Consider the following 12,850-nt stretch of genomic DNA (forward strand, 5'->3'; position numbering starts at 1 on the left):
ACGAAATCGACCCCGGAAAACTCATGATCGACGACCTCGGGTTCGACTCGATCATGATCATGGACCTCGTCTCCAGCCTCGCCAAGAACTATCCCCGGATCCGCGCGATCGACCCGTGGGAGGACTTCCAGGACGACATCACCTACGCCGACCTCGAACTCCGTCTGCACGCACTGGTCGAGGACACCCCGGCGGACGCCCCGGCGGCTCCCGAGGGCATCGCACGGATGGAGAGGATCGTCCAGTTCGGGGACTTCCTCCGCGGGCAGGAGGACCTGCCCTACTTCGCCGCCTACCGCGGAGTCGCCGCGAACACGATCAGTGTCGGCGCCCGCACGTTCGTGAACTACTCCAGCTACAACTACCTCGGCACCAACGGCCACCCCCGAATCCGCAAGGCCGTCGACGACGCCGTCGCGGAGCACGGGACCTCGGTCTCGGCGAGCAGGCTCATCGGCGGCGAGATCGGTCTCCACGGGGAACTGGAGCGCACGATCGCCGACTTCATCGGCGTGGACGACGCGCTCGTGCAGGTCGGCGGGCACAGCACCAACGTCAACATCCTCGGGCACCTGTTCGGGGAGGACGACCTGATCCTCCACGACTCCCTGGCCCACAACAGCCTCATCCAGGGCGCGCTGCTCTCCGACGCCAAGCGCAAGCCCTTCAAGCACAACGACATGGAGAACCTGGAACAGGAGCTGGCACGGCTGCGCCCCAGGTTCCGCAACGTCGTCATCGTCGTCGAGGGTGTCTACAGCATGGACGGCGACCTGTGCCCCCTGCCGGAGCTGCTACGGATCAAGGAGCACCACGACGCCTTCCTCATGATCGACGAGGCCCACTCGATCGGCACCGTGGGGCGCGCCGGCCGCGGTGTGGCCAGCCACTTCGGTGTCGACCCGCGCCGCGTCGACATCCACATGGGCACCCTCAGCAAGGCCTTCAACAGCTGCGGAGGCTACATCGCCGGAAGCCGCGGGTTCGTCGAGTACCTGCGCTACAACCTCCCCGGCTTCGTCTTCAGCGTGGGTATGACCCCCGCCAACACCGCTGCGGCCCTGGAGTCGATCCGGCTGTGCCAGGAGAACCCCCACTGGATCGACGAGCTGCACGGGATCTCCCAGCGCTTCCTCGGCGCCCTGAGGGAGATGGGCCTGGACACGGGCAAGAGCGGGGGAACGCCCGTGGTCCCGCTCATCACCGGCGACTCCGCCCTCGCCCTGAGGTTCTCCGAACAGCTGCACGTCAGCGGCATCAACGTGGCGCCCATCCAGCACCCGGCGGTCCGGGAGGACGAGGCCAGGCTCCGCTTCTTCCTGTCCCGCCTGCACACCGAGGAGGACCTCGAGGTGACCTTCAAGGCCCTGAACGAGCTGGAGGCCGCCCGATGAGGCACAGCGAGATCGCCCTCAGGCGGCACGACCTGGCGCTCCGCTCCCGGCAGACGCACGTCGTCCGCGCGGCGCTGGCGGCGGCGAACGGGCTGGGCCTGCGCGGCGGACCCCTGCTCCAGCTCCTCCTCCTGTCCAAGCTCCAGGGGTTCCTCCGGCACATCGTGCTCACCCTCATGGACCGGGAGTTCCCCGACGGCGACCTGTCCGCGCGCCCGGACACGGACCCCCGGATCCTCGACGACTTCCTCCGGCTCGCCCTGGAACTGGGCGTCGCCGCAAGGGTGGACGGCGCCGTCGTCCCCGAACCCGCCTACACCACCGGATTCCCCGGCTTCGGCGGCGACTCGGCCACGCGCCCGCGCGCCGAAGCCGAGAAGGACTACGTGTTCGTCCGAGGGCTCATCCGCAAGGCCGGGGCGGACGGGGAGTCCGGGCCGCTCCACCGGCCGGACGTGCGGTACCTGATCGTCCTCAGCCGGTACATCCTCGAACTGGAGGGCATGAGGTTCGACGCCCAGGTAGCGCCCTCCTTCTCCGAGAAGTTCTACTCCGACCTCGGGGCCCTGGCCTACGAGCTCTACACGAAGCGCTCGTTCGAACGGCTCTGCCGCCGTCTCTCACCCGCGTCGGTCCTGGACATCGGCTGCGGTGACGGCCTGCACATGAGCTCGGTGCTCTCCACCCTGCCCACCGCCCGGGTGGTCGGGCTGGAACCCCAGGTGAAGGTCGCCGACGCCACGCGCCAGCGGCTGTCCGGGCACCCGAACACACGCGTGGAATCGGTCCGGTTCACCGACCACGGCACCACCGACCGCTTCGACATGGTCCTGAGCAGCTTCATGATCTTCTACATGCCCGAGGAGGAACGCGTCCCGTTCTTCCGCCGGGTCCGTGAGGTCCTGTCGCCGACGGGCACCTACGTCATCGGCCAGTACTTCCCCGACTTCGAGGACGTCCAGGAGGTCCTCGTACGCTCGACCTCCCCGGTGCCCAACACCCAGCTCTACCTGTCCGGTGTGGGCAACTCCCTGGTCAAGGCCGAGGCCCTCCTCAACCGCGTGCTGTCGGACTTCCGGTCGGTGGCCTACTGGAGCACACTCCAGGACCAGCTCTCGCAGGCCGGCCTGGCCGTGGAGGAGATCGTTCCGGCCGACAGCATGTACTACTCGTACTTCCTGCTCGTGCGGCGGGCGGAGGGCGCCTCGTGATCGCGGCGGAGAACCTGGTCAAGTCGTTCCCCGTCGGCGGGGAGCACGGCACCACCGTGCTCAAGGGGGTGTCCCTGAAGATCGAGGAGGCGACTATGTGCACCATCCTCGGCCCGTCCGGTTCCGGGAAGTCCACGCTCCTCAACTGCCTGTCCGGCCTGGAGGGGATCGACTCCGGCACCGTCACCGTCGCCGACCGCGACGTCCACTCCCTGTCGCGCCGGGAGGTCGACCGCTTCCGCCGCGACGAGATCGCGTTCGTCTTCCAGGAGTACAACCTGGTCGGGGACCTGACGCTGCACGAGAACATCGTGCTCGACCGGCCGCTCGTCCCGAAGGTGGACGAGCTGATCGACGGCTGGAACCTGCGCGGCGTGGTGGACGGCTTCCCCGGTGAGTGCTCCGGCGGCCAGCGGCAGAAGTGCGCGATCCTGAGGGCGCTCAACAAGGAGTGCGCGATCCTGTTCTGCGACGAGCCCACGGGCGCACTCGACACGGTGTCGACCCGCGAGGTCTTCTCGGTGCTCCAGGACCTGACCCTGCGGTTCGGTGTCACCATCGTGATGATCACGCACAACGAGCTGGTCACGGGGATCTCCCACCAGGTCGTGCGCCTGCACGACGGCCGTGTCGTCTCCGACGACCGGGGCCTGGCTCCCGTGGACGCCTCGTCGGTCGCATGGTGAGCCCCGCCCTCCGCGACACGCTGCGCAAGCGCGTACGGCGACGAGCGAAACGCAACTGGCCCGAGCTCGTGACCCTCTTCCTCATCACGGTCATCGGGTTCACCCTGAGCAACTCCTTCTTCGTGGCGTCCACGAGCGTGCTCGGCGACCTCGAACGCTTCGCCGAGGAGAACAACCAGGAGGAGGGGTACTTCCTCGTCGCCGACGGCGGGGAGGGGGAACAGGTACGGGGTGAGGTGGCCGACGGAGTGGAGTCGGTGCTCAGCGCCGACGTGCCGGGACCGGACGACTCCACTCTGCGGCTGTTCCCTCCCCGGGAGTCGATCAACCTGCACGCGGTGGTCGCCGGACGGGACCTGGAGGCCGACGACGACGTGCTGCTCGACGAGCAGTACGCCAACGCCCACGGGCTGGAGGTCGGCGACCGCGTCACCGTCGGGTCCCTCGACCTCGAAGTGGTCGGCTTCGCGACCGCACCCGACTACATGACCACCAAGAGCAGCGAACTGGTCCTCCAGCCGAACGCGGACGATTTCGGCATGGCGTTCGTCACCGGCGACACCTTCGACGGGGAGTTCCTCGACGAGGCCACCCGGCAGTTCTCCTTCGACGAGCGCACCGACGTCGCGTCCGTCATCGACGAGTACGCCCCCTCGCTCATACGCGACTCGGACAACAACTCCAGGATCCAGCAGGTCATCGGGGACTCCGCCGCCCCGCGCGACCTGGCCGCGCTCATCTTCGTCATCTTCACGGCCATCATCGTCGCCCTGGTGTCCGTGTACCACTTCGAGACACGCAGGAGGGAACGACGCGACATCGCCACCTTCGAACGGCTCGGGCTCGCCTCCCGCCTGCGCGGGCACTACCGGGTCGAGACGGTGCTCGTACTCGTCGCGGCCTGGGCCGTGTGCACGGCCCTGACGGCGGTGGCGGCGACACCGATCATGTCGATCAACGGCAGGCTCTACAACTATCCGCCGCTCTCGGTCGACGTCCCGGTGCTGGTCGCCGTCTCCCTGGTCACCCTGGCCGTGCTGCTCCTCGTGGACTACGCCTGCTACCGGACGGTCCACCGAAGGCCCCGCCGGCGCCGCAGGGCACGCCGGGAGCCCCGTGTGTCCACCTCGGGGCTGCGGTTCATCCCAGACTTCGGGCTGCGGCTACGGCTGGTCAAGGCCCTGCGCAACCCCCGGGAGCCGCTGTCCCTGGTCGCGCTCGTGCTGATCGTCAGCCTCTTCGTGAACTTCTCGTTCATGCTGAAGATCTCGGTGGACGAGTACGTGGCGATGCTCGAAACGGACACCGACTACGAGTACATGTACGTGCTCCCGGACGCCGTGGCCGAAGCGGGCCCGGAACGAGACGACGACGAACTCGCCCGGCTCACCACCCTGTACGACGACGAGCACGTCGCGCAGATGGTGTTCTCCGTACCGTCGGACTCGCGCTTCTTCGGTGAGGTGGACGAACCCACCGTCACCGAAGCGTTCGCCGACAAGTACGGGGTGGGCGAGGGCGGCGAGCTCCGCTTCACCGACATCGAGGGCGAGGCCGAGTACACGCTGGAGGTCGGCGCCGTCACCGACAACGCGACCTCCGCGCTGGTGTACGTCCCCGAGGACCAGCGGATCGAGGACTCCGGAACGCAGGCCCCGTCCGTCCCGGTCGCCTTCACCGGGTCGCGCCACCCCGACCTGCACGACGCGGTCCCCTCGGTCTCCCGGGAGAGCATCGCCTCCTCGGGGGAGAGCATCGTCGAGATCATCAACATCCAGGTGTCGCTGCTCATCGGTATCGCGGTGGCCCTTCTGGCCATCATGCTCCTGTCCATCTACCGCTTCACCTTCGCCACCCAGGGAGAGTTCGTCCGGATCATGCGGATGAACGGCTACTCGCCCGGCGTCCTCAACCGGGCGGTGTTCGGCTACACGGTCCCCCTGGTCGTGTCGCTCGTCGCTCTGACCGCGTTCGCCGCCTCGGCCGTGGTCCGGGCGTTCTTCGACCGGATCATGTCCACCTTCGTCACCTTCGTCCCCGCGAGCACGTCCTATCTGCCGTTCGCCCTGACCTGCTCGACCGTGCTCGTGCTGTTCGCGGTCGTCCTCATCAGGTCGCGATCCCGCCTGAGAAGGAGTTGATGGTGTCCGAAACGAAACGACGCGTCGTGGTGACCGGTACCGGCGTGGTGAGCCCGATCGGCGCTGACACGGAGGAGTTCTGGGGATCGCTGCTCAACGGCCGGACGAACTTCACCGAACCGGACATCGAGGGCGTGACCCTCGTCGCCCGGGTGCCCGACGGTTGGGAGAAGGGGTTCCCCACCCGCGTCCGCCGCCACACCGACCGGGTCACCCGCCTGGCGCTGCGCGCATCGGAGGAGGCCCTGACCGGTGCGGGCCTGCTCGATCTGCCCGAGGTGCTCCACGGGGCGGGCCTGTTCATGGGCAGCTCGATCGGAGGTGTGCAGACCCTCGCCTCCGAGTTCGGCGACGGGGCCGTCCACGGGGTGCGGGAGATCTCCCCCCTGATCGTGCCCAAGGGGCTCATGAACATGATCGCGGCGAACATCTCCATCGAGTTCGGGCTGCGGGGAGAGGCGCTCAGCTACGCCTCCGCGTGCGCCTCGGGCAGCGTGGCGATCGGCGAGGCGTTCCGGAGGGTGCGCGCGGGCGACCTGGAAGTGGCCGTCGCCGGAGGCGCTGAGGCCTGTGTCATCGACCAGGTCCTCGAACCGTTCAGGAAGCTGGGCGCCATGACGTCCTCGTCCGATCCCGACGGCGCGTCGGTGCCCTTCTCCGGTAACCGCTCGGGGTTCGTGATGGCTGAGGGCGCCGGGGTCCTCGTCCTGGAGTCGTGGGAGCACGCGCGGCGGCGGGGCGCGCCCGTCCTCGGCGAGGTGGTGGGCTACCACGGCACCTCGGACGCGGGTTCGCTGCTCGCCCCCGACCTGGACGGAGTCACCCGTGCGATGGCCGGGCTGTTCGCGCCGAGGTCCGAACACGGGGTGTCCGAGGTCGGATACGTCAACGCGCACGGCACGTCCACCCAGCTCAACGACCGGACGGAGGCGTCGGCGATCGCGGCCCTGTTCCCGCACCGGCCGCTGGTGTCGTCGACCAAGTCGTACTACGGCCATCCGCTCGGAGCGGCGGGCGCGCTGGAGGCGATCGTTTGCCTGCTCAGCCTCGGCAGGGGCGTGGCCGTTCCCACCCTGAACGTGGGCAAGGACGACGTGGACCCCGACATCGACCTCAACCTGCTCCTGGGGGACCCGCAGCAGATGCCCGACGGACTGGCACTGTCGAACTCCTTCGCCTTCGGCGGGCAGAACTCCTCGCTCCTCCTGTCCCGGGCGGAGTGAGGGAGCGGTCCCGCCGGGGCGGCGGGACCGGTCCCCGGAGGGTGTTCCGCCGATCCGCCGCAGAGGGCCTGTGGACGACCGCACCGGGCGCTCCGGTCGTCGCCCGCCCGGACGAGGACCGGGGGTTCAGCGCGCCCTGAATTCCGCGGTCCCGCCCGCCCGGGCGGGCGGCGCCGGTGGGACGGCTCCGCCGGCAACGCCGCAACGGTGGCCGTCCGCCGGAGAGGACCGGCCCCGCTGGGGCGGCGGGGCCGGTCCTCCCGGGGGGTGCGCCGCGGCCCCCCGATACCAAGGGGGTGTGCCGGAGGGGCCGCGGCGGGCACCTCCCCGGGAGGGGTGGGGAGGTGCCTCGGACCAGTTCTACCGGAACTCGGGTCGCCGTGAGGGGGAAACCCGGATTCCTCCGTCCCCGCGCTCACATTCGGTCCCCGCCCGGCCCCGCGGCCCGCACGGCCGGAACCCGCGCCCTGGGGGGGATGGCCGGGGCCTAGAGGAGCAGCGTGCCGGTGGCCACGGTGACCGCCTCGCCGCCGATGATCACGCGCCCGTTGCGCTCCTCCACCAGCAGGTCGCCGCCGCGCGCGGAGGCCTGGTGGGCGCTCAGCTCGCTGCGGCCCAGGCGGTCGGCCCAGAAGGGGGTGAGCACGGTGTGCGCCCTGCCGGTGACGGGGTCCTCGGGCACGCCGATGTTGGGGCCGAAGACGCGGGAGACGAAGTCGGGGCCCTCGTCGGCCCGGGCGGTGACGATGACCAGGTGGTACGGCATCCGCCCCAGCGCGGCGATGTCGGGCGACAGTCCGCGCACGGCCTCCTCGTCGGCGAGCTCGACCAGCAGGTCCTGGCCGCCGAGGCCCAGGCCGGTCCACAGGGGGCGCGAGCCCAGGGCCTCGGCCAGCCCTTCGGGCTCATCGACGCGCTTGGGCCACGCGGCGGGGAAGTCCATCCACAGCCGCCCGTCCCGCTCGGTGACGGTGAGGACGCCGCTGCGGGTGGTGAAGCGGTAGGGGCCGGGGACACCGAGTTCGGACAGGGTGTGCGCGGTGGCCAGGGTGGCGTGCCCGCACAGGTCGACCTCGACGGTGGGGGTGAACCAGCGCAGCTCGTAGTCGGCCCCGGGCTCCTGCACGGGCCTGGCGAAGGCGGTCTCGGACAGGTTGAACTCGGCGGCCACGCCCTGGGCCCAGTCGTCGGGGTAGGCCTCGTCCAGGACCATGACGGCGGCGGGGTTTCCGGCCAGGGGCCGGTCGGTGAAGGCGTCGACCACGCGGTACTCAGGCATGGGGCCCAGAGTAGGACCCGTCCCGGCGCCGCCCCAAGGGCCGCTTCGAGGGGCAGTGGCCCCTTTCGCCCCGGCCCGCCTGGGGTCTGTCCTTTGGACCGGCCCCAGCTCGTGGGGGTGAGTTCGGGCTCCCACGGGGTTCTGGAGGGGCCGGAGACGGGTTCCCGTGAGGGGAACCGCGCCGCGGGCGTCGGTTGGGGGTGGCGGCGGGCGAGGGTCGGGACGGAGCGGAGGCCCAAGAAACACCGTCTAGAGCGGCGGCTCGTCCAGGATGAACATGGTCTGCGTGCTCTTGACCTCGGGGATGCGCTGGAGGCGTTCGAGGACGAAGGTGCGCAGGGCCGCGGCGTCGGCGACGCGGACCAGCAGGAGCAGGTCCACGTCCCCGGAGACGAGCGCGGCGTGGTCGACCTCGGGGATGTCGCGCAGGTAGCCGCGGAAGCGTTCCCAGGAGTGCTGCTCGATGCGCACCGACACGTAGGCCGACAGGGCGGTGCCGTACTTCTCGGGGTCGATGACGGCGGTGAAGCCGCGGATGACGCCCTCCGAGCGCAGGCGTTCGAGGCGCGAGTAGGCGTTGGCGCGGGAGATGTGCGCCTGTTCGGCGACCGCGCGGATGGACATGCGCCCGTCGTCGCGGAGCAGGGAGATGATGCGACGGTCGGTGTCGTCCAACTGCACGGCCATGTGCCCTACCTCATACCGCTCACACGATCATCGACGGAGAACATCCGGGCCGTCGCGCCGCACTACTGGGCAGTTCGTCCAGTATCCGGATGGACTTATCGACAATATGGGGTGATTCACCTCATATTCAAGACATGAAGCACACCGATGAGCGATCCGGCCAGGCTCCTCCACTGCCCTCAACGGAACCGGTGCGCCTCGTGGACCGGCGCCCGGCCCCGGCCCACGGGCCGCGGGAGGCCTGAACGGCGAACGTCCGGTGCGGACCTTCCCGCCGCGAACGCGAACGGGGGCCGCGGCCGGTCGGCCGCGGCCCCCGCGGTGCGCGGGAACACGCGTCCCGGCCGACGGGCCTCCCTGTACGGGTCAGCGCCCGCCGCGCAGCCTGTCGATCACGGAGTTGAGCCGCGTGCCCAGGCTGTGGCGGCCGCTGCTCGCGTCCGTCAGGCTTCCGCCGTCGTCCTCGGCCCCGGCGTGGGCGCCGGACGGGCGGCGCGTCCAGGCGAAGAGCACGGCGAGCAGCACGGCCGGGATGAGGGCAAGGGCCAGCAGCCCGGTGCCGCTGATGACGCCGTCGGAGCCCATGAGCTGGAAGCCGGACAGGTCGTTGGCCGCGGTCTCGGCGGTCACGCCGCCGTCGCCGTCCTCGCTCCCGTCCTCGGCGGCGCCCTCCTCGGGCTGCTCCTCCTTGGCGCTCTGCTCGGGCTCGCCCTCGGCCTTCTTCGGGGCGGGCTCCTCGCTCTCCTCGGTCTTCTGCGCGCTCTCCTCGGCGGGCTCCTCGGTCTCCTCCTCGGGAAGGGCGTCCTCGGGGATCGGGGAGACCGCGTCCTCGCACTTGTTGCCGGGCTGCTGGAAGGGGTGCGGTGCGCCCTCGGTGCCCGCGCCGTCGCCCCACTCGGTGATGTAGTACTCCACCTCGAGGTGGCCGTTGCCGCCGCTGACGGTGTAGTCGCTGTCGTTCCAGCTCTCGCCCGTGATCTCGGCGAAGGTCTTGCCGTCCATGTCGAGGAGGACGTCACAGCCCTCGGAGGGGGCGCCCGGGCCCCGGTCGCCGATGAAGAACTCGGCTTTCTTGCCCTCGTAGACGACATAGCCCTCGGTGCCGAGCGGCCAACTGGGGCTGGAGAAAAGGCCCTTCTGCATGGGTTCCCCGCTCGCGGGGGCTCCTGTGTCCCCGTTGATGCCGGAACCGTCGTCCCAGAAGTAGGTCGCGGTAACTTCGCCGTGCTGAATGGGAGTGTCGTTGCTCATAAGTAGGAAGCCAGGTTGACGACAGGGCCGAGAAGACCGCGGGCATGACTCGCCCGGCGTGCGGGCACGCTCGGTGCGCCCCCGCGAGGGCGTGGTCAAGGCAGGGTTCTCCCGCGTCGCTGGCGGCGAGTGGCGGGCGGGAACGGGATGCACCGATGGGATTCGGCTTCTCCGCTGGCGCAGGCGCGTGGATTCGCGCGGCCCTGTCCCCGGGGAAAGAGGTCTCGACTCCCTTGCGGCTCTCGGCCGGTCAAGGGCTCGGCATCGGTTCGCCAAACAGCAATAACGAACCGATCACGAGGACACTAACCCACGTTTAGGCAAAGCGCGCAATCCCCCGAGGTAAAATGACTTTGCGTGTCTCTCGCAATACGTTACGAAACGGGGCGCGCGAGGGACCGAAAACGCGAAAGGTGCCGGTGGCAGGGGATTTACGGACCGCCCCGGGGCAGTGGAGGGGCCCTTCCGTGGCCCTCGTCATAGTCCCGGCTCCACCAGCGCGCGGACGTCGGTGGAACGGCGCGGGGAGCCCCGCGCCCCGGGCCGCGGCGGCGTACGGGGAGGACGCGGGTTACCGGCCAAAGTGGTCAAGGCCACGCAGAACACGCATGCGGGAACGGTCAGCGCCGCCCCGACCGGCTCCGGGCACGGGCGAAGGAACCGGAGGGCCGCCCGGCCGCCGAGCCGGGCCGCCACGACGGTCCGGCGGCCCGGCCCCGCTGCCGGCCGCCGGGTCTCAGGTCACCTGACTCCGGCGGGAGAAGCGCTCCTGGCGCCACTCCCCCGTCTCCACGACCTCCAGAAGGGCCTGCGCGGCGTCCCACACGTCGACGTAGCGCAGGTAGAGCGGGGTGAACCCGAACCGCATGACGTCGGGGGCGCGGAAGTCACCGACCACACCGCGCGCGATGAGCGCCTGCACGATCGGGTACCCGGCACCCTCCTCCGGCTGCACCAGGGCCACCTGGCTGCCGCGCCGCGCGTGCTCCGCCGGGGTGATCGAGGAGATCCCCGCCCGGGCCGCGCGCTCAAGGAACAGGTCGGTCATGGCCAGGCTCTTGGCGCGCACCAGTTCCATGTCCGCCCGCGCCCACACGTCCAGACTCGCCTCCAGGGCGGCGTCGGCCACCAGCGGCTGCGAACCGCTCAGGAAGCGCGACACCCCCTCGGCGGGCTCGTAGTCCGCGGCGAAGTCGAAGGGGCGCGCGTGCCCGTGCCAGCCGCTCAGGGGCTGGTCGACAGAGGCGTGGTGGCGGCGGGCGGCGTACAGGAACGCGGGGGCGCCCGGACCCGCGTTGAGGTACTTGTAGGTGCACCCCACCGCGAAGTCGGCGCCGCTGCCGGACAGGTCGACGGGGACCGCGCCCGCGCTGTGGCACAGGTCCCAGACCACCAGGGCGCCGTGCTCGTGGGCCAGGCGGGTGATGCCGGGCATGTCCCGCAGGGTGCCGCTGCGGTAGTCCACGTGGCTGAGCAGCAGGACCGCGACGTCGCCCCGCTCCAGGTCCCGGGCCAGCCCGGGACCGTCGGGGTCCACGCGCCTCTGCGTGGCGCCCGTCAGCGAGGCCGCGCCCTCCGCGACGTACAGGTCGGTGGGGAAGTTGCCCGCCTCGCCCAGCACCACGGATCGGTCGGACACGCGCAGCGCCGCGACCAGGGTCTTGAACAGGTTGGCCGAGGTCCCGTCGCCGACGACCACCTCGTCGGCCGCCGCGCCGACCAGCGGCGCGATCTTGGCGCCCAGGGTGCGCGGCTTGTCCCACCACCCGGCGTCGTTCCAGCTGCGGATGAGGTCGCGCCCCCACTCGCGTTCGATCATGTCGGCTACCCGGCCGGGGGTGGAGCGCGGCAGCGCGCCCAGCGAGTTGCCGTCCAGGTAGACCAAACCCTCGGGGAGGACGAACTCCTCCCGGAAGGGAGCGAGGGGGTCGGCCGCGTCGAGCGCGACGCAGTCCGCGCGGGTGGCGGGGGTCATCGGGGTCCTGCTTCCTCGTGGCAGCGGGTGGGAACGGGTCAGACGGTACTGCGGAGGGACCACAGCTCGGGGAAGACGTCCTGCTCGGCGTTGCGCGCCAGCCAGTTCAGGCCGTTGGAGCCGCCGCTGCCGGGCCTGCCGCCCAGGGTGCGCTTGACGGCGACAAGGTGGCGCTGGCGCCACCGGGTGACCCGCTCGGCGACGTCGAGCAGCGCCTCGGCCAGCAGGAACAGCTCGTTGCCGGGCGCGTCGTGGGCGTAGACGGCCTTCCAGGCCTCCTCCACGCCGGGGCTGGCCTCGTAGGACAGGGTCCAGTCGCGCTCGACGCGGTCCTCGGGGACGGGCAGGCCGCGGCGGTGCAGCAGCCGCAGCACCGCGTCGTAGAGCCCGGGCCGCTCCAGCAGGGCGGTGAGGTCGCCGACGACGCCGTCCATGGCCTTGTGCGGGCGGATCATGGCGGCGGACTTGTTGCCGAGCAGGAACTCCAGCTTGCGGTAGCCGTAGGACTGGAATCCCGAGGCCTCGCCGAAGGAGTCGCGGAAGCGGTTGAACTCGGTGGGCGTCATGTCGGCGAGCAGGCCCCAGGAGTCGTTGAGCACGTCCTGGGCGTTGCGGGCGCGGCGCAGCCAGGCCAGGGCGCCGGGCACGTCGTCGGCCTCCAGCGCGTCGCGGGCGGCCTCCCAGCGCTCCCGCACCAGGGCGAACAGCAGCTCCATGACCTGGGTGGCGATGATGAACGAGGGCTCGGCGGGCTCGGCGGTGCGCGGTTTCTGCAGGGACAGCAGGGTGTCGATGCCGGCGTAGTCGACGTAGGGGGTCGCACGGTCGAAGGACAGGGTAGGGCTGTCGTCCCCGGCGCTCCGGTCCGCCTCGGCCCCGCCGGGGTCACCGGCGTACGGACACTGCTGGGCGGTCGTGGTGAGCATGCGAAACCCCTTGTCGCGATCGCGTGTACGGCGGCGCGTCCGCGGCGCCTCGGGCGGAGGGGTCCGCCCCCGCGCAC

Annotated in this window: 10 protein-coding genes; 5 read left to right on the plus strand and 5 right to left on the minus strand. The window is 70.7% G+C overall.

The genetic code is table 11. The features are described from left to right. Positions 1–23 precede the first annotated feature (23 nt). The 5 genes from KGD83_RS21630 to KGD83_RS21650 are packed head-to-tail and all read left to right on the plus strand — an operon-like array spanning position 24 to position 6,655. Positions 24–1,394, plus strand: a complete 1,371-nt coding sequence (locus KGD83_RS21630; RefSeq protein WP_249351988.1) for an aminotransferase class I/II-fold pyridoxal phosphate-dependent enzyme — start codon at positions 24–26, stop codon at positions 1,392–1,394. Continuing rightward, complete coding sequence (locus KGD83_RS21635) at positions 1,391–2,605, plus strand: SAM-dependent methyltransferase (protein ID WP_212640901.1); 1,215 nt, start codon at positions 1,391–1,393, stop codon at positions 2,603–2,605. Before KGD83_RS21630 ends, KGD83_RS21635 begins: the two co-directional genes overlap by 4 nt. Continuing rightward, positions 2,602–3,291 carry an ABC transporter ATP-binding protein gene (locus KGD83_RS21640; protein ID WP_212640902.1) on the plus strand — a complete coding sequence of 230 codons (690 nt, stop codon included), beginning with the start codon at positions 2,602–2,604 and terminating at the stop codon, positions 3,289–3,291. The genes KGD83_RS21635 and KGD83_RS21640 overlap by 4 nt, the downstream gene beginning before the upstream one ends. Further along, entirely contained in the window at positions 3,285–5,432 is a 2,148-nt protein-coding gene (locus tag KGD83_RS21645) for an ABC transporter permease family protein (RefSeq protein ID WP_212640903.1), read from the plus strand. The genes KGD83_RS21640 and KGD83_RS21645 overlap by 7 nt, the downstream gene beginning before the upstream one ends. Next, positions 5,432–6,655: a beta-ketoacyl-[acyl-carrier-protein] synthase family protein gene (locus KGD83_RS21650; protein ID WP_212640904.1), complete on the plus strand. Its 1,224-nt coding sequence runs from the start codon at positions 5,432–5,434 to the stop codon at positions 6,653–6,655. Before KGD83_RS21645 ends, KGD83_RS21650 begins: the two co-directional genes overlap by 1 nt. A gap of 487 nt (positions 6,656–7,142) precedes the next feature. Here the strand turns inward: KGD83_RS21650 and KGD83_RS21655 are convergent, their stop codons facing one another. From KGD83_RS21655 to KGD83_RS21675, 5 genes are all read right to left on the minus strand, one after another. Beyond that, the gene (locus KGD83_RS21655) at positions 7,143–7,934 is read right to left on the minus strand and encodes a PhzF family phenazine biosynthesis protein (RefSeq protein WP_212640905.1); all 792 of its coding nucleotides are present in this window, start codon (positions 7,932–7,934) and stop codon (positions 7,143–7,145) included. A gap of 249 nt (positions 7,935–8,183) precedes the next feature. After that, the gene (locus KGD83_RS21660) at positions 8,184–8,621 is read right to left on the minus strand and encodes an Lrp/AsnC family transcriptional regulator (RefSeq protein WP_047868273.1); all 438 of its coding nucleotides are present in this window, start codon (positions 8,619–8,621) and stop codon (positions 8,184–8,186) included. Positions 8,622–8,987: 366 nt separating this feature from the next. Further along, complete coding sequence (locus tag KGD83_RS21665; protein ID WP_212640906.1) at positions 8,988–9,872, minus strand: hypothetical protein; 885 nt, start codon at positions 9,870–9,872, stop codon at positions 8,988–8,990. 736 nt (positions 9,873–10,608) lie between these two features. Further along, positions 10,609–11,847 (minus strand): kynureninase, encoded by a 1,239-nt coding sequence (kynU, locus tag KGD83_RS21670; RefSeq protein ID WP_212640907.1) that lies wholly within the window; start codon positions 11,845–11,847, stop codon positions 10,609–10,611. 38 nt (positions 11,848–11,885) lie between these two features. After that, positions 11,886–12,773: a tryptophan 2,3-dioxygenase gene (locus KGD83_RS21675; RefSeq protein ID WP_212640908.1), complete on the minus strand. Its 888-nt coding sequence runs from the start codon at positions 12,771–12,773 to the stop codon at positions 11,886–11,888. Positions 12,774–12,850 lie beyond the last annotated feature (77 nt).

The organism is Nocardiopsis akebiae (genome assembly GCF_018316795.1).
Taxonomy (GTDB): domain Bacteria; phylum Actinomycetota; class Actinomycetes; order Streptosporangiales; family Streptosporangiaceae; genus Nocardiopsis; species Nocardiopsis dassonvillei.

What these genes read in the sequence shown, in the direction of transcription:
- KGD83_RS21650 (WP_212640904.1), top strand. Translation starts at nt 5,432, where the DNA reads ATGGTGTCCGAAACGAAACGACGCGTCGTGGTGACCGGTACCGGCGTG.
- KGD83_RS21645 (WP_212640903.1), top strand. Translation starts at nt 3,285, where the DNA reads ATGGTGAGCCCCGCCCTCCGCGACACGCTGCGCAAGCGCGTACGGCGA.
- kynU (WP_212640907.1), bottom strand. Translation starts at nt 11,847, where the DNA reads ATGACCCCCGCCACCCGCGCGGACTGCGTCGCGCTCGACGCGGCCGAC.
- KGD83_RS21660 (WP_047868273.1), bottom strand. Translation starts at nt 8,621, where the DNA reads ATGGCCGTGCAGTTGGACGACACCGACCGTCGCATCATCTCCCTGCTC.
- KGD83_RS21630 (WP_249351988.1), top strand. Translation starts at nt 24, where the DNA reads ATGATCGACGACCTCGGGTTCGACTCGATCATGATCATGGACCTCGTC.
- KGD83_RS21665 (WP_212640906.1), bottom strand. Translation starts at nt 9,872, where the DNA reads ATGAGCAACGACACTCCCATTCAGCACGGCGAAGTTACCGCGACCTAC.
- KGD83_RS21655 (WP_212640905.1), bottom strand. Translation starts at nt 7,934, where the DNA reads ATGCCTGAGTACCGCGTGGTCGACGCCTTCACCGACCGGCCCCTGGCC.
- KGD83_RS21635 (WP_212640901.1), top strand. Translation starts at nt 1,391, where the DNA reads ATGAGGCACAGCGAGATCGCCCTCAGGCGGCACGACCTGGCGCTCCGC.
- KGD83_RS21675 (WP_212640908.1), bottom strand. Translation starts at nt 12,773, where the DNA reads ATGCTCACCACGACCGCCCAGCAGTGTCCGTACGCCGGTGACCCCGGC.